This is a genomic window from Eubacterium sp. An11, assembly GCF_002161065.1.
Taxonomy (GTDB): domain Bacteria; phylum Bacillota; class Clostridia; order Lachnospirales; family Lachnospiraceae; genus Anaerobutyricum; species Anaerobutyricum faecale.
The window spans coordinates 43,621-63,681 of the sequence record NZ_NFLV01000009.1 but is presented as its reverse complement, the minus strand read 5'-3'; the positions used below and the strand labels follow the sequence as shown (position 1 = coordinate 63,681).

At 45.1% G+C, this 20,061-nt stretch carries 28 protein-coding genes, 1 riboswitch and 1 other annotated feature; of the genes, 23 read left to right on the top strand and 5 right to left on the bottom strand.

Features of this window, described 5'->3' with window-relative positions:
• Positions 1-223 precede the first annotated feature (223 nt).
• Both pflB and pflA read right to left on the bottom strand, forming a co-directional pair.
• A complete protein-coding gene (gene pflB / locus B5E53_RS08830; RefSeq protein WP_087314205.1) occupies positions 224-2,467 on the bottom strand; it encodes a formate C-acetyltransferase in 2,244 nt (747 codons plus the stop codon).
• The gene (gene pflA, locus B5E53_RS08825) at positions 2,464-3,204 is read right to left on the bottom strand and encodes a pyruvate formate-lyase-activating protein (protein WP_087314203.1); all 741 of its coding nucleotides are present in this window, start codon (positions 3,202-3,204) and stop codon (positions 2,464-2,466) included. The genes pflB and pflA overlap by 4 nt, the downstream gene beginning before the upstream one ends.
• A 49-nt stretch (positions 3,205-3,253) precedes the next feature.
• Positions 3,254-3,334: riboswitch (ZMP/ZTP riboswitch) on the bottom strand.
• A 116-nt stretch (positions 3,335-3,450) separates the two neighbouring features.
• On the opposite strand from pflA, the gene B5E53_RS08820 reads away from it, so the two are divergent.
• From B5E53_RS08820 to B5E53_RS08740, 17 genes are all read left to right on the top strand, one after another.
• A complete protein-coding gene (locus B5E53_RS08820) occupies positions 3,451-4,230 on the top strand; it encodes an N-acetylmuramoyl-L-alanine amidase (RefSeq protein WP_162611868.1) in 780 nt (259 codons plus the stop codon).
• 122 nt (positions 4,231-4,352) lie between these two features.
• Positions 4,353-4,712 carry a YccF domain-containing protein gene (locus B5E53_RS08815; protein ID WP_087314199.1) on the top strand — a complete coding sequence of 120 codons (360 nt, stop codon included), beginning with the start codon at positions 4,353-4,355 and terminating at the stop codon, positions 4,710-4,712.
• 55 nt (positions 4,713-4,767) lie between these two features.
• Positions 4,768-4,902, top strand: a sequence feature (ribosomal protein L10 leader region).
• A 197-nt stretch (positions 4,903-5,099) separates the two neighbouring features.
• Positions 5,100-5,627: a 50S ribosomal protein L10 gene (rplJ, locus tag B5E53_RS08810; protein ID WP_087314197.1), complete on the top strand. Its 528-nt coding sequence runs from the start codon at positions 5,100-5,102 to the stop codon at positions 5,625-5,627.
• Between the two features lie 89 nt (positions 5,628-5,716).
• The gene (gene rplL / locus B5E53_RS08805) at positions 5,717-6,085 is read left to right on the top strand and encodes a 50S ribosomal protein L7/L12 (protein WP_087314195.1); all 369 of its coding nucleotides are present in this window, start codon (positions 5,717-5,719) and stop codon (positions 6,083-6,085) included.
• A 237-nt stretch (positions 6,086-6,322) separates the two neighbouring features.
• The gene (locus tag B5E53_RS19960) at positions 6,323-6,532 is read left to right on the top strand and encodes a helix-turn-helix domain-containing protein (RefSeq protein ID WP_275532676.1); all 210 of its coding nucleotides are present in this window, start codon (positions 6,323-6,325) and stop codon (positions 6,530-6,532) included.
• Between the two features lie 5 nt (positions 6,533-6,537).
• Positions 6,538-7,146 carry a hypothetical protein gene (locus B5E53_RS08795; RefSeq protein ID WP_087314193.1) on the top strand — a complete coding sequence of 203 codons (609 nt, stop codon included), beginning with the start codon at positions 6,538-6,540 and terminating at the stop codon, positions 7,144-7,146.
• A 24-nt stretch (positions 7,147-7,170) separates the two neighbouring features.
• Positions 7,171-7,890, top strand: a complete 720-nt coding sequence (locus B5E53_RS08790) for a ParA family protein (RefSeq protein WP_087314191.1) — start codon at positions 7,171-7,173, stop codon at positions 7,888-7,890.
• A gap of 12 nt (positions 7,891-7,902) precedes the next feature.
• Positions 7,903-9,255 (top strand): ParB/RepB/Spo0J family partition protein, encoded by a 1,353-nt coding sequence (locus B5E53_RS08785; protein ID WP_087314189.1) that lies wholly within the window; start codon positions 7,903-7,905, stop codon positions 9,253-9,255.
• 67 nt (positions 9,256-9,322) lie between these two features.
• Positions 9,323-9,682, top strand: a complete 360-nt coding sequence (locus B5E53_RS19220) for a hypothetical protein (protein WP_087314187.1) — start codon at positions 9,323-9,325, stop codon at positions 9,680-9,682.
• On the top strand, positions 9,679-9,924 hold the full coding sequence (locus B5E53_RS08775; protein ID WP_087314185.1) for a hypothetical protein: 246 nt from the start codon (positions 9,679-9,681) through the stop codon (positions 9,922-9,924). Before B5E53_RS19220 ends, B5E53_RS08775 begins: the two co-directional genes overlap by 4 nt.
• Positions 9,921-10,163: a hypothetical protein gene (locus tag B5E53_RS08770; protein ID WP_087314183.1), complete on the top strand. Its 243-nt coding sequence runs from the start codon at positions 9,921-9,923 to the stop codon at positions 10,161-10,163. The genes B5E53_RS08775 and B5E53_RS08770 overlap by 4 nt, the downstream gene beginning before the upstream one ends.
• A 30-nt stretch (positions 10,164-10,193) precedes the next feature.
• On the top strand, positions 10,194-10,454 hold the full coding sequence (locus B5E53_RS08765; RefSeq protein WP_087314181.1) for a hypothetical protein: 261 nt from the start codon (positions 10,194-10,196) through the stop codon (positions 10,452-10,454).
• Positions 10,455-10,720: 266 nt separating this feature from the next.
• Positions 10,721-11,407, top strand: coding sequence for a hypothetical protein (locus B5E53_RS08760; RefSeq protein WP_087314178.1), 687 nt, complete (start codon positions 10,721-10,723; stop codon positions 11,405-11,407).
• Positions 11,404-12,159 carry a class B sortase gene (locus B5E53_RS08755; protein WP_087314176.1) on the top strand — a complete coding sequence of 252 codons (756 nt, stop codon included), beginning with the start codon at positions 11,404-11,406 and terminating at the stop codon, positions 12,157-12,159. The genes B5E53_RS08760 and B5E53_RS08755 overlap by 4 nt, the downstream gene beginning before the upstream one ends.
• Positions 12,160-12,187: 28 nt before the next feature.
• Positions 12,188-12,634: a single-stranded DNA-binding protein gene (locus B5E53_RS08750; protein ID WP_087314175.1), complete on the top strand. Its 447-nt coding sequence runs from the start codon at positions 12,188-12,190 to the stop codon at positions 12,632-12,634.
• Positions 12,621-13,628 carry a DUF6017 domain-containing protein gene (locus B5E53_RS08745; protein ID WP_162611867.1) on the top strand — a complete coding sequence of 336 codons (1,008 nt, stop codon included), beginning with the start codon at positions 12,621-12,623 and terminating at the stop codon, positions 13,626-13,628. Before B5E53_RS08750 ends, B5E53_RS08745 begins: the two co-directional genes overlap by 14 nt.
• Before the next feature lie 260 nt (positions 13,629-13,888).
• Positions 13,889-14,746, top strand: a complete 858-nt coding sequence (locus B5E53_RS08740) for an AraC family transcriptional regulator (RefSeq protein WP_087314171.1) — start codon at positions 13,889-13,891, stop codon at positions 14,744-14,746.
• A 63-nt stretch (positions 14,747-14,809) separates the two neighbouring features.
• Here B5E53_RS08740 and B5E53_RS19215 read toward each other — a convergent pair whose 3' ends face one another.
• A complete protein-coding gene (locus tag B5E53_RS19215) occupies positions 14,810-14,971 on the bottom strand; it encodes a hypothetical protein (protein ID WP_162611866.1) in 162 nt (53 codons plus the stop codon).
• A gap of 354 nt (positions 14,972-15,325) precedes the next feature.
• On the opposite strand from B5E53_RS19215, the gene B5E53_RS08735 reads away from it, so the two are divergent.
• Both B5E53_RS08735 and B5E53_RS08730 read left to right on the top strand, forming a co-directional pair.
• On the top strand, positions 15,326-15,592 hold the full coding sequence (locus B5E53_RS08735; protein ID WP_087314169.1) for a hypothetical protein: 267 nt from the start codon (positions 15,326-15,328) through the stop codon (positions 15,590-15,592).
• 24 nt (positions 15,593-15,616) lie between these two features.
• Positions 15,617-16,114, top strand: a complete 498-nt coding sequence (locus B5E53_RS08730; RefSeq protein WP_087314167.1) for an ATP-binding protein — start codon at positions 15,617-15,619, stop codon at positions 16,112-16,114.
• A 21-nt stretch (positions 16,115-16,135) separates the two neighbouring features.
• On the opposite strand, the gene B5E53_RS08725 is transcribed toward B5E53_RS08730, so the two are convergent.
• A complete protein-coding gene (locus B5E53_RS08725; RefSeq protein ID WP_343215625.1) occupies positions 16,136-16,309 on the bottom strand; it encodes a helix-turn-helix transcriptional regulator in 174 nt (57 codons plus the stop codon).
• Between the two features lie 281 nt (positions 16,310-16,590).
• Here B5E53_RS08725 and B5E53_RS08720 point away from each other — a divergent pair, with 281 nt between their 5' ends.
• A complete protein-coding gene (locus B5E53_RS08720; RefSeq protein WP_087314163.1) occupies positions 16,591-17,007 on the top strand; it encodes a BlaI/MecI/CopY family transcriptional regulator in 417 nt (138 codons plus the stop codon).
• On the opposite strand, the gene B5E53_RS08715 is transcribed toward B5E53_RS08720, so the two are convergent.
• Positions 16,992-17,207, bottom strand: coding sequence for a helix-turn-helix transcriptional regulator (locus B5E53_RS08715; RefSeq protein WP_343215624.1), 216 nt, complete (start codon positions 17,205-17,207; stop codon positions 16,992-16,994). The two genes, B5E53_RS08720 and B5E53_RS08715, sit on opposite strands and share 16 nt — an antisense overlap.
• A 336-nt stretch (positions 17,208-17,543) precedes the next feature.
• Here B5E53_RS08715 and B5E53_RS08710 point away from each other — a divergent pair, with 336 nt between their 5' ends.
• The 3 genes from B5E53_RS08710 (at position 17,544) to B5E53_RS08700 (ending at position 20,003) form a co-directional block, all read left to right on the top strand.
• Positions 17,544-17,987, top strand: a complete 444-nt coding sequence (locus B5E53_RS08710) for a hypothetical protein (RefSeq protein WP_090127645.1) — start codon at positions 17,544-17,546, stop codon at positions 17,985-17,987.
• Between the two features lie 23 nt (positions 17,988-18,010).
• Complete coding sequence (locus B5E53_RS08705; protein WP_087314157.1) at positions 18,011-18,562, top strand: hypothetical protein; 552 nt, start codon at positions 18,011-18,013, stop codon at positions 18,560-18,562.
• Positions 18,563-18,926: 364 nt separating this feature from the next.
• Entirely contained in the window at positions 18,927-20,003 is a 1,077-nt protein-coding gene (locus tag B5E53_RS08700; protein WP_087314155.1) for an Ig-like domain-containing protein, read from the top strand.
• The last annotated feature ends 58 nt before the right edge of the window (positions 20,004-20,061 follow it).

The window sequence follows — 20,061 nt, the reverse complement described above, 5'->3', positions numbered from 1 at the left end:
TTGCTTTTTATATACTTTTTTGCTGACGGGGATAATAACTGTTGTTCTCATCTCCCACAGGGAGTCCACCATGCAGGTGGCCGATGAAGTTATAAAAATGGGAACCGCATCGTAAGCGGTTCCCATTTTGCCGGTATATGCAGTTACACAGTTTTGCGAAATATTTCAACTGTCTTGTGCCATGCCTGATCACACAGCTTTGCGAACTCTTTCCGACACGCTGTTACACTGCCTCGTGGAAGGTACGCATGATCACTTCCATCTGCTGCTCACGGCTCAGACGGTTGAAGTTTACGGCGTAGCCGGAAACCCGGATGGTCAGCGTCGGATAATTGTCCGGATGTTCCATGGCGTCGATGAGCAGGTCGCGGTTCATCACGTTGACATTGAGGTGATGGGCGCCCTGCACAAAATAGCCGTCCAGAAGTGCCGTGAGATTCCGGGTCCGTTCTTCCATGTTTTTGCCAAGGGCAGGAGGCGTGATGGAAAATGTGTTGGAGACTCCGTCCTGACATACGGCCCGGTACGGGATCTTCGCCACGGAATTCAGAGAAGCCAGCGCGCCGTGGATGTCCCGTCCGTGCATCGGATTGGCACCCGGGGCAAAAGGTTCTCCGGCTTTTCGTCCGTCCGGTGTGGTACCGGTCTTTTTACCGTACATCACATTGCTGGTGATGGTGAGGGCGGAAAGGGTGTGGATGGCGTTCCGGTACAGCGGATGTTTTTTCAGCTCCGCAGAGAAATAGGAGACCAGCTCCACGGCGATATCATCCACAGCGTCGATGTCATTGCCGTATTTCGGGAAGTCGCCCTCCACACGGAAATCCACGGCGATACCCTGCTCGTTGCGGACAGGATAGACTTTGGCGAATTTGATGGCTGACAGAGAGTCTGCCGCCACGGACAGACCGGAGACGCCGAAGGCGGCCAGCCGTTCCACCAGGGTGTTGTGAAGAGCCATCTGGCTGGCCTCATAGGCGTATTTGTCGTGCATATAGTGGATGATGTTAATGGCGTCCACGTAAAGTTCCGCCACATAGGAAAGCACTTTTTTATAGTCAGTGAGCACATGAGAATAATCCAGTACCTCTTCGGTATTTTTTTCAATGCCCGGAACTACGAGAGTGCCTTTCAGCTCGTCCACGCCGCCGTTGATGGCATAGAGAAGACTCTTTGCCAGATTGGCGCGGGCGCCGAAGAACTGCATCTGGCATCCCACGGCCATGGCGGAGACGCAGCAGGCGATACAGTAGTCATCCCCGTAAATCGGACGCATGATGTCGTCGTTCTCGTACTGGATGGAGTCGGTGTCAATGCTCATTTTTGCACAGTATGCCTTAAAAGGCATCGGAAGATTCTGGCTCCACAACACAGTCAGGTTCGGTTCCGGCGCAGTGCCGAGATTCGTCAGAGTGTGGAGATAACGAAAAGTATTTTTGGTGACGAGAGTTCTGCCATCGGTGCCCATGCCGCCCAGACTTTCGGTGACCCAGGTGGGGTCTCCGCCGAACAATTCGTTATATTCCGGAGTGCGGAGATGGCGGACCAGGCGGAGCTTGATGATGAACTGATCGATCAGCTCCTGGGCTCCCTCTTCGTCAAGGATACCTTTGTCCAGATCTCTCTGAATGTAAATGTCTAAAAATGTGGAAGTGCGGCCGAGGCTTGTGGCGGCGCCGTTGTTTTCCTTGATGCCTGCCAGGTAGGCCATGTAGAGATTCTGCACTGCCTCCCGGGCGGTTTCTGCGGGTTTTGTGATATCGCAGCCGTAGCGGGCAGCCATGCGGCTCATGGCCTGGAGAGCCCGGATCTGTTCATTGACCTCCTCCCGCAGACGGATGCGCTCATCGGTCATCGGACCGTCAAGATTTCGCAGGTCTTCTTTTTTTGATTCGATCAGAAAATCAGTGCCGTAAAGGGGTACCCGGCGGTAATCGCCGACGATACGTCCTCTGCCGTAGGCGTCCGGCAGGCCGGTGAGCAGACCGGTGGAACGGGCGGCGCGTACCCTCTCAGGATAAGCGTCAAAGACGCCTTCGTTGTGGGTCTTGCGGTAAAGCCTGAAGTTTTCTTCCACGTCAGGATCCAGCTGATAGCCGTATTCCGCCAGGGCGGATTTGGCCATGCGCATGCCGCCGAAAGGATTGACGATCCGTTTGAGCGGTGCGTCGGTCTGTAATCCGACAATCACTTCATTTTCCCGGTCAATGTAGCCGGGAGCAAAATTGTCAATGCCGGATACCGTCGAGGTGTCCACGTCAATGATTCCCTTCTTGATTTCTTCTTTGATCAGGGCACTGGCTTTCTCCCAGACCTTTTCCGTGCGTGGGCTGATGCCCGCCAGAAAAGATTCATCTCCGGTGTAAGGACTGTAATTTTTCTGAATAAAATTCCGTACGTTTACCAGGTGACGCCATTCTCCGGTGCGAAACCCCTGCCAGGCGGTGCAGTTTACATCGATGCTCATTGATTTTCCTCCTTGTTTTCCTTGCATGGTTTGTGTGGGTTCATGCGTTCCTGCCAGCGGGTCAGTGCTTCGGCATCCTGCGGCGGTACATCCTTAAGAGGGTAAGGGATCTGCATGCGGGCATATTTGTGTACGCCCAGAGTGTGATACGGCAGCAGTTCCACCCGCTGTACACCCCGGAGCGTCTGGATATAGCTCCAAAGTCCTTCCAGATGTTCTTCGTTGTCTGTGAGACCGGGAACCACCACATGCCGCAGCCACAGCGGAATCCCCATTTCCTGTACCAGGGACAGAAAATGCAGGGATTCTTCCGGTGACCGGCCGGTGATACGGCGGTAGCCTTCCTCCGTGTAATGTTTGATATCAAAAAGTACCAGGTCAGTATTTTTTAATATCTCTTCATAGCCTCCCGCGCCGCAGCCGGCCGTGTCCAGGCAGGTATGAATTCCTTCCTGGCGGCAGCGGCTGAGGATTTCTGTCAGAAATTCCCTTTGCAGGAGAGGTTCTCCGCCGGAAAATGTCACGCCGCCTTCCGTTCCGTAATAAGGACGGAAACGCCGCAGACGGGCCATCACTTCATCAACTGTTTCAAGGGTGCCTCCTTCTTTTGCCCAGGTGTCAGGATTGTGACAGTAGAGGCAGCGCAGGCGGCAGCCCTGCAGGAACACAACGGTTCGGATGCCTGGACCGTCCACCAGACCCATGGATTCCCAGGAATGAATCTTCCCTGATATCATAGTGATCCTCCATTTCTTCGTAAAAAACAAAAAGAGCCGGCCGTCCAGACAAAAATGCCCAGACGGTCGGCTTGGTAAGGTCATACTTCATGTGGTCAATTCCACAGTTCCGTCAGTCATATGACTGCCCCCATTGTAACGGGGAAACGAAAATCTGTCAATGGTTTTTAAAAATATTTGTTGTTGAACGAAGACGGGGGTATCATATATAATATGCGGAGAAGTATATGTACAGGAGGAATTTTTATGAAAAAAATGTTTCGTTGGGCAGTCGGCGGACTTTTGATATTAAGCCTGCTTGCGCCGGTATCGATTCCCGCAGCGGCAGCGGAAAAAGCGCAGACAACAGAGAATTCTCAGACGGTGGATGCCAGCGCCGGCCAAAGCACCAGGAAAAAGAAAAAAACAATTTTTATCGCGGCAGGTCATCAGGAGAGGGGAATCTCTTCCAGGGAACGTCTGGCGCCGGGCTCTTCCGCCACCAAAGCGAAGCTCACTTCCGGCACCAGCGGTGTGAGCACCGGTATCCCGGAATATAAAACTAATCTGGCCATTGCAAAAGCCACGAGAAAGGCATTGAGAAAAGCCGGCTATAAGGTGATCATGCTCCGCACCACCAATAAATGTCCTCTGTCCAATCAGCAGCGGACCAGGAAAGCCAACAAGAGCGGTGCGAACCTGCACATTTGCATTCACTGTAACGCAGGTTCTTCCCGGGCCAAAGGACCGCTGGTCATCGTGCCGGCAAGTTCCCGCTATGTGGGGAAGAAGATTTATAACAAGTCCTGCCGTCTGGGCAGCAGCCTGATCTCTGCGGTGGCGAAGTCCACAGGGAAAAAGGCCAATGCGACGATCCGGTCCAATTATTACACTACCATCAACTGGGCGGAGATTCCAACGGTGATTCTCGAGTGCGGATTTATGAGCAACGCTTCAGAAGACCGGCAGCTGAATTCCGCCAGCTATCAGAAGAAGATAGCCAAAGGCATCGTGAAAGGCGTCAATAAATATTTTAAAAACAGGTAAAACCAGGGAAACCTCCGTTCTTCCTTCTTTTGAGGAACCATAGTATAGTAGTTTCAGCAAGAGGAGTTCAGTAAAAGATACATTTGCTGAAAAATATGAAAGAAAGGAAAAGGAGGAATAGTATGGGGTGCCTGGGAAATATTTTATGGTTTATATTCGGAGGAGCGGTGAGCGGCATTACCTGGTGCCTGGCGGGATGCCTTTGGTGCATTACCATCGTGGGGATCCCTGTGGGGCTGCAGTGTTTTAAGTTTGCATCTTTAAGTTTTTTCCCGTTTGGAAAAGATGTGGTGTACGGCGGCGGAACTGTTTCTTTTGTGGTAAATGTGATCTGGCTGCTTGTATCTGGCTGGGTGCTGGCGCTGGAACATTTTTTCTTTGGCGCGGTACTCTGCGTGACTGTCATTGGCATACCGTTCGGCCTGCAGCATTTTAAGCTGGCCAAGCTGGCACTGATGCCGTTTGGGGCCGAGGTGCGTTAGAAAAAGTATCAGAAAAAGAAAATTAGTGCTTGACATACAGCGTACAGAATGATAGTATACCAGAGTATGAACGCCGAAGACAGCAGGTGCCGTGAGGCATAAAGTGAGAACGCCTGCCGAGGAAGTTATATTCTGATAGTGAATATTTCTCACTCTCTGTCTTTGGACAGAGAGTTTTCTTTTTGTTTCCGGAAGACCGGGATCCGCCTTCGAAAGTGTTTCTTCTATATTAATAGGAGTAACACGATCAATAAGAGCAGCACAGCAGCACATCCTTCGCTGTTGAGAAGGAGTGCCTGTGGGGAAAAGGTGATCCGGCGGAAGCATATAGACATCAGGGGATGTCGCGGCGGTACACACAATATTTTAAGGAGGTGCACCAGGAGAATGGCTAAAGTTGAAGTAAAACAGCCGATCGTTGACGAGATCAAAGCGCAGTTAGACGGTGCGAAATCTTTGGTTGTTGTTGACTATCGTGGAATTTCTGTAGCTGATGTGACAGAGCTTCGTAAACAGTGTCGTGAAGCAGGAGTGGTTTATAAAGTTTATAAAAACACTATGGTAAGACGTGCTGTTGAGGGAACAGAGTTCGAGGGTATCGTAAAAGACCTGGAAGGAACTAACGCTTTTGCAATTTCCAAAGAAGACGCAACACTGGCTGCAAGAACTGTTTCCAAGTTCATCAAAAAAGCAAAAGTCTGCCAGTTAAAGAGTGGTGTTGTTGAGGGTACTTACTACGATGCAAAAGGTATCGAAGTGATCGCTACTATCCCATCAAGAGACGAACTTATCGCCAAATTTATGGGAAGCATTCAGTCCCCAATCGCCAACTTTGCCCGTGTGATCAATCAGATCGCAGAGAAAAAGGGCGGCGACGCTCCGGCAGCTGAGGCAGCTGAAGAAGCAGCAGAGTAATCTGCATACAGTTTACTGACTGACAGAAAGTCATAAGCGGACACGAGATGTCCGGTATTATATCAAGAATATTCATGGAGGGAATTAAAATGACAACTCAGGAAATCATTGAAGTTATTAAAGGTTTATCCGTATTAGAATTAAATGACTTAGTAAAAGCATGTGAAGAAGAGTTCGGTGTATCCGCAGCAGCAGGCGTTGTAGTTGCAGCTGGTGCAGCAGGAGCAGCTGAGGAAGCAGAAGAGAAGACAGAGTTCGACGTTGAGCTGACAGAGGTTGGCGGACAGAAAGTTAAAGTTATCAAAGTTGTTCGTGAGATCACTGGTCTTGGACTTAAAGAAGCAAAAGCTGTTGTTGATGGCGCTCCTAAGAACATCAAAGAAGGTGTTTCCAAAGAAGAAGCAGAAGACATCAAGAAACAGATGGAAGAAGTTGGAGCAAAAGTTACAATCAAATAATTGGGCTTTTTCGACGCAAAACCACAAAAATAACTGTAAGACGCCTGTTTTCCTTTTATGGAAAGCAGGCGTTTTTGTCAATCCAGGTGTTTAGCATGTGAAAATACTGGAAAACATCTATATAAAACAGCGTACATTGTATAATTAAATGCAACAAGAGATATTTAAAAACTCTTGTTGCATTTATTTTTTTACCTGAATATCCGCTATTTAAGCGGTTATCGAGAGATTGGAGGGATGCAGTTGGAGAGACGGAAATACAAAAGATTATCGTATGAAGACCGTTTAAGAGCTGAAAAAATGTACAAAACGGGCATGAGTATCGCACAGGTGGCCGAACAATTAGGCGTTACACGCTCAACGATATATCGGGACTACAAAAGGGGGGTGGACAACAGAACCCATACTTACAGCGCAGAACTCGCCCAGCAAAATCTATTTAGGTGATGCTTATGTATGAGCTGGAAATCAGCGATATTAAAAAAATCCTGATGGACTATGACACTATCAAAGAGCAGACGAAACAGCAGATTATCGACCTTTATAATGATTTGTTTGATACTGATACATTAATCCGTGTCATATCGACAAAAAGCATACAGATAGATAGGATGCCAAAGCCACCCGGGAGCAGTAAAAAAGATTTATCTGACATTGTCCTTCGGCATGAAAAACAGCTAAAGAAATGGTATAGGGAAATTTCTTATGAGATTGACCTGCTCCTTGCGAAAGAAGAAATGCTCCGGCGTGTGTGGCTGTGTTATCGGATATTGCCGGATAATGAATATCAGGTTATCACGAAGGTGTACATCAATAAGCAGATGTGCAAACAGGTAGAGCTGGAATCGGGGAAGACAAAAACAACATTTTTTCGGACGATAAACCGGGGATTAACCGATATCAAACGGATGTATGACAGTGACCTCTCCAATGATTTTCTCTTAAAACAGTTTTTATCAAAGCAGAAAAAGAAAAAGACAGCCCCTAAAAAGCAGGAAAGCTATGAACAGTTATCCTTCGGGCTGGATGACAGTGCCAATTGCGGCGATAAAACGCCGTAAAATATAAAACAAAGGAGATGCAACATGAAAGTATACGCAATCGGAAACCTCAAGGGTGGCGTTGGAAAAACCACCACAACTGTGAACCTGGCATATAGCTTTGCCAGATTGGGAAAAAAGGTCTTAGTCATTGACCTTGACCCGCAGAAAAACTGTACCCCGTTTTTTACCAAAGCCAGTGAGTATGACCATACGGTCAGGGATGTGCTGGATGAACCGGACAGTATCTGTGACGCAATCTATGAGACAAGGTATCTGTTGATTGATATTATCAAAGGCTCTGCAAAGTCAATGAAAGAGGAAGCGACAGACCGGTTAAAGATTGCTCTGGATATCATAAAAGAAGATTATGATATCTGCCTGATTGATACCCGGCCAGTCTTTGACAGCCTGACGAAAAACGCCCTGTATGCGGCGGATGTCCTGCTCACACCGGTAAAATTTGATAACTTCTGCCGGGATAATCTGTCCATGGTAGAGGATGCCTACCATGAAATTATGGATGAAAATATAAAACTGGAATGGAAGGTATTTGCCAACATGACTGCCAATGCAAAGGCACAGAGAGTATCCTCAATGGATTTGCTGGCGAAACATGATTATCCGTTTATGGATAGCTGTATCAGCCGCACAGCCGTCGTAGATAACGCATTGTCGCTCTATAAACCAGTGGCAAAGCACCGTTCCGGCAGTATGGTAGCAGAAGATTTTATAGACTTAGCAAAAGAGCTTTTGGAAGGATAAGGGGGAAAGGTTATGGCAAAACTGACAAATGTTTTTGGTAAAGATAACAAAGAGGAAATCAAGAAGAGGGACACACATCCAAAACGTATCACGAAATGGATACATTACAGCAAATTAAAGAGCAACCCGCACCAGTATTGTGACGCTACACCGGAAGAAATAGAAGCATTGGCAGACATGATAGAAGCGGACGGGGAAGTCCTTCAGGACTTGCTTATCCGCAAAGTAGATGCTGATGAATATGAAATCATCGGCGGCCACAAACGGCGGGAAGCCTGTAAGTTCCTTGTAGAAAGGCGGAACCGCCCGGAGTTCGCTATGCTCCCGTGTATCGTCAAAGATATAAGCGATGTACGGGCACGGTTTCAGGTATACTCCAGCAATACCCATCATGAAAAGACACCATATGAGATCATGCATGAGCTGGAAGAGATGGAGTACCTGCTGACAAATTACCCGGAAGAATTTCCAGACCTGCAGACCGGACGTATGGTAGAACGTCTCGCAAAGCAGATGAACATGAAACGGGCGACCGTAGGAGAATATCAGTCTATCGCCAAAAATCTGACTGATGAAGCCATGGAAGAATTTAAACAGGGGCGGCTGGATAAGTCGGCGGCAGTCACCATTTCCCGGATGCCGGAAGATGCACAGAGGGAAGTCATCGAAAAGGGATTGACCAAAGATGTGGACATTAAAAAATTCAAAGAGGAAAATCTTGAGCCTGACGCTGTGCTTATCCGTGTATCATATCATATCTTAGACATTAGTGATTATGATAATGCCAATATTGACCGTAAAGATTTAGCAAAATACCTAAAAGAAAATTTCGGACAGACATTTTATGGGACTGTACAGGGGCAGGTTGCCATCCAGTGTAATAAAAAGCACATCACGATATCCGGGAAAAAGGTCACATGGGAACGGTTTGTACAGCTTATCAATAAACATTGCCCGAAAATGACAAGCCAGGAACCAGAACCAAAAGAGGGAGTGCCAGAGCCGATACCAACAACGGAACGCTGGGAACAAAAAAAGGAATCCTTCAAAGAAGCGTCGGAAAATACTGAAAATGCCGCAAAAGAACTAGAACGGTCAGAAGAGATACCGGCACAATCGGAAATAAAATCCGAACCATCGGAACCAACAGCAACGATTATCGAGATGCCAAAAGAGCCGGAAACGGAAAAGAAACCGGTTCCATGGCAGGTCAGCCGCAAAAAATATATGGAAACATTGACAGAAAAAGAAATGGCACAATATTTATCAAATAATTTATCCGGTGTCACCTTAAAGACACCGCAGGAATTAGAAAAATGGCTGTTAGAAAAGGTAGACGGAGAAGGGCAGGCCATCGCAATCTAAATACTGCAAACGGGGCTGGGAGACCAGCCCCTGCAGAAAAAATCCCGGTATATTTTGCAGGAAAAGTATGCTCGGAAAAAAGGAGTATGATAAAAGTATATTTATGGGGATGATTACAACGCTCACCCGGCAAAAATGTCCCCTGAATTATATTTTATCCGTATATTTCCGGCCATCCAATGCCTGCGCCGGAACCCTGTCCCTATATCATGCCATTGTGTCCTCCCCTGCGGGGACACAAAAAAGCTTTTCCCCTCTTGTCTGCCTGATATATGGCTGTCTGTCCCCTGTCAAGGACGGTAGCCGCGGAAGCGGTGCCGCAGGCATCCTTTACCGGGGACAGACAGCCATATACCCCTTGGGGCAAGAGGGAGAAAAGTGGGAGAGCCAGCCAGGAACAAAAAAGGGAAGGAAGGTGGGAGTATGATCGCAATGCTACGTAACAGCCGACAGATGGAAGATTTCATGCAGGACTTAATGAAGGATATCTATGCTATGCAGGAGCAGGGGATAGACCCATTATACCAGACGGCATATCTGGCAAAACGTGTCTTTACAGCGCCACCGCTCCGGGAAGGGGAAGAGGCTGCGTTTACTACATCCCAGCTCCGCCGGATCTTTTTCCTGGCCGGGGAACATACCGTGGTAAAGAGAGGAGACAAGGAATGAAAATGAAAAGATTGCCAAAGAAGGCAAGAAACAAGATAAAGGTATTTGTGCTGTTCCTTTTTCTGTCAATATGTCTGAAGCAGGCGGGGACGCCAGAGCTGTCCCTGACCCTGAAAAGTTTCCTCCACGTTATCCTTATCCTTGCCTGGCTGTTTGCCGGTCTTTATCTCCTGGGATTTATCGGACAGGGGAAAAAGACCGGGGAAAGCCGGCAGGAAGGGAAAGATGACTTGTACTGAAATTCAGTACGCCAAAAAGGAGAAGAAAAGATGCATATCATCATCAAAGGTGTAGAGACCATTGAGGAATATAAACAGTGTTATGCCCTGATGCATGGAATGGCAGATGAGTTCCGGAAAAAACATAACGGTTATCTGGATAGCTGGATACATGGGGAGATCCACGATGTCTGGATGGATAAAGATGGGAACCTGTACCTTTCCTATGAAGATGGGTTTTCCGGTATGTTTGCAAAGAGAAAGAAAAGAGTTGAAAAAGGGTGGAGAAGGAGCGCGTACCTGTTGTTGTGATGCAAGATACAGCAAAACAATGGGTATCTTCCTGTGGAATAATGGTTCCAGCGTTCGGAGAAGCCCTTGTATGAGACAAAAGAACAGTATCTTTCAATAGCGTACTGAATTTCAGTACAACGCCCGCCTGCGGACAGGATATCCTGGGCCGTGGTCTGCAAAAGCACAGGCGGGCCTGTACACAGGGAACTGTGTACAACGTATACTTTCATATCAGGCGGGACGTCCCTTTCCAGGATGTTCCCGTCACTAAAAAGGAGAAATACATGGAAAACAAATATACCTATCATTTTGAATTAAGCCAGGAACTACCTGGAGATATTCCATTGAAGCCGGTAGAAAAACTTACGTCAGAAAAACCGTGGTATGGACATTCATACGGTGACCGGGTGGGACGGATCTATCTGGATGGCCGCAAAGAATCTTTTTTCGTTAAAGACCAGGAGCAGGGAGGTACCAAACTTTTTGACCAGATGCTCGCAAAAAATGTGACGTATCCACATGTACATAGTATGTACGACAGAAAAACCGGAGAGACCTATGATTGTGAAGATCATTATATCCTACGGGATGTTGCCGGCCATTCCTCCCTGCAGCCTACACTCACAGACGATGCGCTGGATACCTGCATGAATGTAGGATTTACTTATCACTATGAGATCTTATTGGTCCTTGACATGGAATGGAAACGCTATATATCCCAGACGGTCCAGACACACGGGCCATTTACCTATGGGCTTTACGATATCATAACGTCCCTTGGAGATATCATAGAAGAGTGGGCGGAAGCAGAGGAGAACGGATTCCGGAAAGATGAGGACGGAATCCATGCCCTTTTCTACAACCTGATAGGCGAAGAGATAGAAGAAAGTTTTCCTGCTACAGAGACCCTTTTACTGTATCTTAATTCTGTCCGGATATATGGAATGGAAAGGATGATAGATGAAAAATGAACATATTAAAACGGTTTCTGTTTTATCTGATGCTCATGGGATTGTTCGCAGCAGCCATGGCGTTTGGGACGTTAGCATTGCGTGATGCATTGCCTTTCATCAAAAGTGACTGGGAAGTACATAAGCTCCGGGAAGCAGTCAAAGGGACAGCAGAAGAGAACACTCTGGATGATGGCGTGACGATGCCGGATATCAAATGGGAAAAGCTGCAGGAAGAAAACCCGGATATCGTAGCGTGGATCACAGTGCCTGGAACAAAGATTGATTATCCTGTCCTGCAATGTTCAACATGGAATGAATATTTACACAAGGATCATGAGGGAAACTACAGTTATCCCGGCTCGATCTTTATACAGCCCGGCGCCAGTTTTTCTGACCAGCACATCGTCATCTATGGCCACAACATGGCCAGCCGGTCCATGTTCGGCAGCCTGCATGATTACGAGGACGAAGATTTTGGGAGGGAACATCCGGATGTCTACATCTATGAACCGGGACGGACGATACATGCAAAGATCTACAGCACCTATGACTGTAAGGATGCCAGTGAGACCTATATCACGGATTTTCAGACGCCGGAAGCCTGGCAGGACTGGCTTAACATGACTATCGAAGAAAATTATTACGATGTAGGGACTGCTATCCCTTCTGCGGGGGACCGGGTCATCACCCTGTCTACCTGTTCTACAGGGCGGAGTGCAGATTCCCGGTATGTCGTACACAGCAAGATAAAAAATATCAAAATGTACTGAATCCCAGTACGAAGGAGGAGGAAATGTTATGAACCAATCTATATTTATCGGACGGCTCACCCATGAGCCGGAATTGCAGATGAAGGACAAAGCAGACAGCCAGACTTATTGGTGCCGTTTCCGAATCGCGGTAAACCGGGAATTTTCCCAGAAAGAAGAGACGGATTTCTTTAATTGTGTCACTTTTGGCGGAAAAGCAAGATACTTGACGTCTTACGCCAAAAAAGGCAGCCGTGTTGCTGTCTGCGGACGGATGCAGAGCCGGCAGTACGAAAGAAAAGATGGCACAAAAGGATACGCAGTGGAACTGTTTGTCACAGACCTGCAGGTCATTGACTATGTGGAAAAGGAAAAAAATGTGGAGTTGGATGAGAGGGATTATCAGCCGCCGATAGAGCAGCCACCGTTTGAAAATCAGCCGCCATCCCCGGATTATGGGATGCTGGATGGAGCCGGCCTTTATGGAAGAAGATGAAGGGAGAGGAAATATGCAATTGGATTATTTTTATGGTTCTGCCAGCGAACATTTCCGGTTTTATCAGATTCCAGCCCTTTTGTTGGAAGAAGACTGTTATCGGAAACTGCGGGATACATCTAAACTCCTGTATGGCGTCCTATTATCCCAGCTCTCCTTATCAAGAAAAAATGGGTGGATGGAACCGGAGACCGGGAGAATCTATATCCATTATAATCTGAGGAATCTTGCACAGTGCCTTGGACACAGCGCAAATACCATCACCCGCGCCATGGAAGAGTTATGTGAAGCCGGCCTGCTCCGGCGTCGCAGGAGGGGCCGGGGGCTGCCGGATATCCTGTATGTGATGGATTTTACAACTGCGAAAGCCAACAAGGAAAGCGACCTAAAAAAAGAGGAGACAGGGGAAGAAGAGCCGCAGGCAGAAGGGCAGAAAATAGACAGTCGGCAGGAAACTGAGGATGTCAATGGTATAGGATCAGAGAAACCGGCCAGTACCGGACCGGAAATGTCCCTGCAAAAAGGCGATCATACAGAAAAAACAGATAAAAATACCGAGATATCTGTCACAGAGATATACCGAGATATCCTGGAGAAGCAGATCAGCTATTCTTATCTACTAAAAAATCATCCTCTTGATGCGGAACTTATCAATGAGATCCTGTTTGTTATGGTGGATGCTTTTACGACACAGCGAAAATACCTGCGGGTCAATGGGGATAACCGGGAAGTCAACGAGGTCCAGAACCGACTGAAACGGATTGATGCCAGCCATATCGAATACATCCTTCGATGCATGAAAGAAAGCACGAAAAAGATCGTGAACCCGCCGCTATTTTTACTGACAGCCCTGTATAACGCCCCGGCTACCATCAATACGTACTATAATGCCCTGGCAGCCCATGATATGTCCCGTGGTGTCTTTGCAGGTTATCCAGATAATGAATCCCCCACCGCCGGGAACAACTGGGAAGACTCAGATAAAGGGGGATAAAATACATATTTAAGAATCGCAAAAGTTGCGATTCTTAAACAGAAAGATAAGGTGGAAAGCCTATCAAACGGCTTTTAGAATCGTTAAACTTGTGATTCAAGAATCGTCAAAGTTGCGATTTTAGAATCGCAGGAATGACGATTCTAAAGAAATAGATACAAAAGAAATAAATATATTTATATATATAATCTATCCATCCATCCGTGGTAATACAGGATGCAGTCGATGGATGGGTGGAAAAACAAACAGAGGAGGATGCTATGGACGAAATGATCATCCGGGAACCCCTGTGTGCAGGACAGGCTGCCATAGTGGTTGATAAAATAAGCTACCATGGGCCCCTAAAAAAAGACAGGGCAATCTTATATGCAGCTGACGGGCCGGGGATTGTTATCCTGCTCATTGGACAGGGAAAGCGATACAGGGACGGACGCAGCCAGTCTGTGGGAAAAAACCAGTATTTTGCTGTTGGCACAGGGACGGAAACAACGCTTTTGGTACAGCCGGGAACAGAGCTGCTCTTTCTGACTGTTGCGGCTCATGTCTCCGGGATCGATGAGACGGTCTATACCGTGCCGCCGGGGACAGCAAAACAGGCGTTATCCGCCATCCGGCGGGAAATACAGAAAAAAGTGCAAGGGTATGAAATGGTGTGTCAGAAATATATCCAGATCTTTTTGATGGAATTGTCCCGGTATGGACGGACACCCGCCTGTTTTTGCCCGGAAAAGCAGAACGATGCTGTTCGGGACATCCGGGACTATATCAATGCGCATTTCCGGGAAAAGATCCTTCTCACGGAACTCATGGAACGATGTGGGCTGGAACGGGAAGAGTTAAACCGTGCATTTTGTGCGGCGTATGGTATGACACCGATCGAGTATTATCACCAGCGCCGCGTGCAGGAAGGGAAAGCCCTGCTGGAGCAGACAGATCTACCTGTCCAGGAGATCGCGGAAAATATCGGCTTCTACTCAAACTCTCATTTTGTGCCGGCTTTTAAGAAATATATGGGGACGACGCCGCTTCAGTACCGCCGGCAGTACCGGGAGAAAAAAGCCCGGAAGATGAAAGAAGAGAACCGGCAGATGGAATTGTCCGACTACCTGACAGGGTAATGTACTGAATTTCAGTACAAAAAAGAGACGTTCCCCGGCACGGGAGCGCCCCTTTAAAAAGTATCAGTCTTTTCCGGAACCTTCCAGCATGTCCTCCATGGACAACGGCGGCAATCCTTCCTCTTCCCGGATTTCATTACCGATCTGAAGGATGGATTCTTTCATGAACCTATCAAACTCTTCGACTACCTGCTGTTTTTCTTCCGGAGATAAATCTTTATCCATACGCAGACCTCCTGACTTTTGAGATAAGTATAGCAGACAGGGGAGAAGATAGCAAACCATTTGTACTGAAATTCAGTACGGAAAGGATGGATTATGAATAGAGTAGCCATGTCTTATCAGTTAAAAATACGGGACATCCTGAATAAATTACAGAAAGATGAAATCATAATCACAGACCCACAGGATGAATACAGGTCAACAAAAAAGCCTGCTGATACCAGAAAAGGCAGAGAAAATGTCGTCCGGCGTTCACCCTGCCGGAAAGGATGAGTGATTATGAAAACAATCTTATCAGTTATAGTAGTAATATTGATAGTAATTATTTTACTCTATTTATACCTGAAAGGGAACAGTATGACATTCATAAGTACAAAAAAGAAAGATGGAAAATATACTTACCGTTTCAGGCTCACACTTATGAATGGGATGGTCATTGAACATCTCCTGTATTCGGATTATCCCAATTATCATGGAAATGTGATCGGATATCACCGTTTTTTCCGCACCCGGAATAAAACGCTCTATTTTACTGTAAGTGAGAAAAACTATCAGATTCCTCTTAACACGATTCTTTCTTCGGAAATGGTCAGGATAGACCGGCAGGAAGACAATGCGTACTGAAATTCAGTACATAAGGAGCGTATCATGCAGACAATATATATCATGGTTGGTGTTCCCGGAGCCGGGAAGACAACCTTTACAAAAAAATATCTGTCCCATGCCGTTTATCTAGGGACAGACAACATCCGGAAAGAACTGTATGGACGGGAACTGACCCTACGGGGGAGGAAAAGAGTGCGCCGTATCCTTTATGACCGGATGAAGGAGGCACTATCTACAGGAAATGATATTGTCATCGACTGCACCAATATCACCCGCCGCCGGCGGAAAGCGCTGCTGGATAAACTGCCATCAGGGATCCGGGCGGCAGCAATCTATCTGGATACTCCGCTTATGACAGCCTTGAAAAATAACCGGCGGCGAAAACGCCATGTCCCGATGATCGGGATATGTATGATGTATCAAACGCTGTCGGAGCCATCAGAAACGGAAGGGTTTGCAAAAATTTATAAAATACATGGAGATATGGAAGAAAAACATATCATGAAACAACTTTACAGGTATAGAAAAGAAACGTACTGAATTTCAGTACGCCATGAAAGGTTAATCGGTATCTCTTACATATTTCATGATATCAGATACCTCACAATCGAGGATGGCGCAGAGCTGGTTGATGGTATTGACGGTGACGCTCTTTCCGTACTTCATGGCATAATAAGTAGAACGGGAAAAGCCCCGTTTTTCAAGCTCATAAGAACTGATATGCTTTTTCTTCATAGTCTCAAAGAGTGGTTCGTAACTTATCATGCCTGCACCTCATACAGTTTTATTATATGAGTATGTACAGAAATTCGGTATGTACGAATATTGATACATAGGATATCAATAAGATGGTAATAAGGGATATTGAAACGATACGTCTATGATATTCCTGTTTGGATATTGTGCTTTAGAAAATACCAGGCTATAATGGTGTGTATGGATATTTATACATATATCCATATAGGAACATAATGACATGGATAGAAAAGTATCATGAATGATGGAAGGAGAAGATCATGGAAAGTAAGAGGAAAAAGCTTACAGACAGCGAATGGGAAGTCATGAACCTGCTGTGGGATACTGGAGAACCACTGACCTCCAGCGAGATTATAAGGTTGTCAGTAGACCGGAGATGGAAAGACAGTTATATCCACATCCTGATCAATGCATTGTTAAAAAAAGAGATGATCCGTGTTGCCGGGTTTAAAAAGACTACGAAAAATTATGCGCGTTCCTTTGAGCCGACAATGACAAGGGAACAATGGAGCTTGTACCAGGTGAAGCAGGAGAGTCGAAAAGAGAGCCTGTTATTAAAAGAGCTATTGGAATCCATCATAAACGAGGGGGCGGATGAGGAAACCCTTGAGGAATTATCCGACGCCGTTGAGAAAAGGAAGGAAGAGCTGCAATCCATCACTCACAGCAACCCCTGAAAAAATTCAGAGATATCCGCATGGAAAATCTTACAGAGTGCAACAAGTTCGCTTACCTTGATGTTCATTCTGTTCGTTTCAATTTTTGCATAACTGCTCTTTGATATCTTGATCCCCATAAGCTGGAGACGGGCGACGGCCTGATCCTGTGTCAAGCCGGTACGCTGACGGAGAAGGCTGATGTTATGGCCGATATCCATATCTGGCCGGATTTTCTGCATGAGATGATCCCTTTCCTTTAGATAATAATATACGGAATATAGATTGATTATATGCATGGATATAAATCCTATGTTTCGTTATAAAGAATTATTTCGCCATAACGAAAGAAAGAGAGGAAAAGGATGTACTGAAATTCAGTACGCAGGGAACACACAAAAAAAGTGGAACTAAGTGGGACTTGAAGGTAAAAAATGAGGATGGTACAGTATAATCAGGAATAGTATGGGACGGATAGGGGGAATCGATTCCATACAGAAGAAAATCAAACAGCGCGTACTGAATTTCAGTACATGGAGGGAGGGGAAAGAAAGAGCATGACAATGAAAAAAGCAGGAACGATTCTTGGAGGTTTTGGGTCGGGAAGTGTGCTGGCATTTTATCTATATATTCTTTGCCAGAACTGGCTCTTGTCTTCACAGGGGAGATTACAGGAGATTATCAAAGTTGAACAAATCTCTTTGGATATGGCGTCCATTTATTTTTTCAGTATTATCCTGCCAGCAGGGATTGTGTGTTTATTTCTGGCACCAATCTTTATTGTGAGAAATAGAAAAACAGGGATAAAACTCAGCTTCTTACTCATGTTCATTGTGGCAGTTGCTGAAGGAACCATTGTTACAGCAGCCAGTGGAAAGATATCTTTGATTTATACAATAGTTGTATGGATTTTCAGCGTATACTGCTGTTTTCTCATCCTGGAAGGAATACATGCAATCTGCTGTCAGGTGGGAAATGTACTGAAATTCAGTACAAAGTAGAGTTTCCAAAGGGGAAGTATACGATGGATGGAAATAAAAAAACGGTATATTGTTATGACTGTAGTAGAGATATAACAAATGATTATAAAATTGGAACTGATAAAGGAGTGATATGTGTAGACTGCCTGCATAATGATACGGTACATAAAGGAGAGAAATATGTGAGTTTTCTTGAGTCAACGAGTAATCTCACGATTGCGGGAATAATTTTAGCTGTAATTTTAATTATTATTTCCAGAGTGCCTGCTGTAAGTCAAACAACAGAAAAAGTAAGTTGTGTTGTGGTAATGATATTAAGTGTAGGTTTCTTTTTTGGTGTGAAAACAATATTTAAGCGGATATCTAAATGGCCTGTGATTATTATATTTTCAATCTTTTTCTTTATTTTGTTTTTGAGAGTTCTTTTTCCTATAACTACATGGATAGGGTGTATTGTTATGATAAGAGATTGGATCAAGGTGAAAAAATTGGAAAAAGAATATCTTAGTGCAATAGATTTTATGGCCAGGGTTCTTTCAGATATGAGGAAGCATACATATCAAAATTTAGAGAATAGGCTAAAAAAGTGGATTTAAGTGGGATTGGAAAATCGCGTACTGAAATTCAGTACAAAATACCCGGAAGAGACCCGGAAAATATCACTCAGAACATCCATAAAATGATAATGCAAAAAAATACACCTGCAAGACACAGAAAAAACACTTTTCAGGAAAAAGAACAATAGATTACTCTATTTTGAGCCTGATGACAAAAAAGGGTGGAACTAAGTGGGACTTGAAGGTCAAAATCAGAGCTGTTACAATATAATCAGAAAAAGAATGGCCAGAGGAAAATGGTAATCCTGCTGGGAGTAAAAATAAGTGGTATGTACTGAATTTCAGTACAGAAAAAATATGTAGCGTACTGAATTTCAGTACGAGGGAAGAAAGGAGAATCGTTATGAAGAATTGGAAATCTGCGATACTAAAATCCTGTATGCTGCTGGCGGCTGTCTTCCTGATCGGCGCGGCAGTCCCGGCTAGTGCAAAGACGGCACCGAAGCTGTCCAGTAAAAAAATCACCTTGAAAGTCGGACAGAAAAAGAAACTGAAAGTGAAGAATGTCAAAAAGAAAAAGATTAAATGGTCTTCCAAAAACAAGGCCATTGCAACTGTAAATAAGAAAGGCAAGGTAGTAGGTAAGAAAAAAGGCAAAACTACGATTATTGCCAAAGTCAGTAAAAAGAAGCTGAAATGTAAGGTCGTTGTGAAAAAAGCCGATACTAAGAAAAAATCAAATGGAAAAAATAAAGGTAACAATAAGATCAGTAAAGCTGTGGAAAAAGAATTGCCATCTGCTAAACAGTACCGTGTTTTGAATGGTCCGGAAACAATGGCAGTAGGAAAACCTGCTAATTTATTTGATTATGTTTACTATGCAGGTAAACGAATTAACGCACCGTCTAATGAAGCAAAAGTAAAAGGTTACAAATGGACTAGTTCCAACAATTCAATTGTATCTATTGATAAGTATGGTGTTGCCACGCCCCAAAAAGAAGGTAAGGTTAATCTTTCCTTTAAATATTTAGATCGTTCCGGAGAATGGAGAGAATCAAATACTCTCAAGGCTGAAGTTGTCAATGTAGGTGATGTTTCCTACACAGTGTCTTTTGGATTGAATAGGGATTTATTAAATATGGATTCTAAATATCTTGAACTCAATTTACCTAGATATAATTCTCCAGATGCATTTAACTATATAAATGTTACAGTAACTAACAACTCTGATACGAAAATTTTTGTAAGTAAAAAGTTCGGTATACAGACTGGAGGTTGGGATGATTGGCCAACTAGAGATAATCAGGATGTGGAAATTCCTGCAAAATCTTCTAAAACTATTTGGTATGGATTTACTGAAAAAGGTGGGGTAGAATTACAAAAAGATATTTATAGAACCTCTTTAACCTATTCCATCAATGGTAAAGATGCACTCATTTATTATTATCCTGAAACTGGTATTTATGAAGTATCAAAATAATTAAATAATTCTAGAAATCCCGGGAGTAAAATCCTGGGATTTCTTTTTAGAAGGGGAA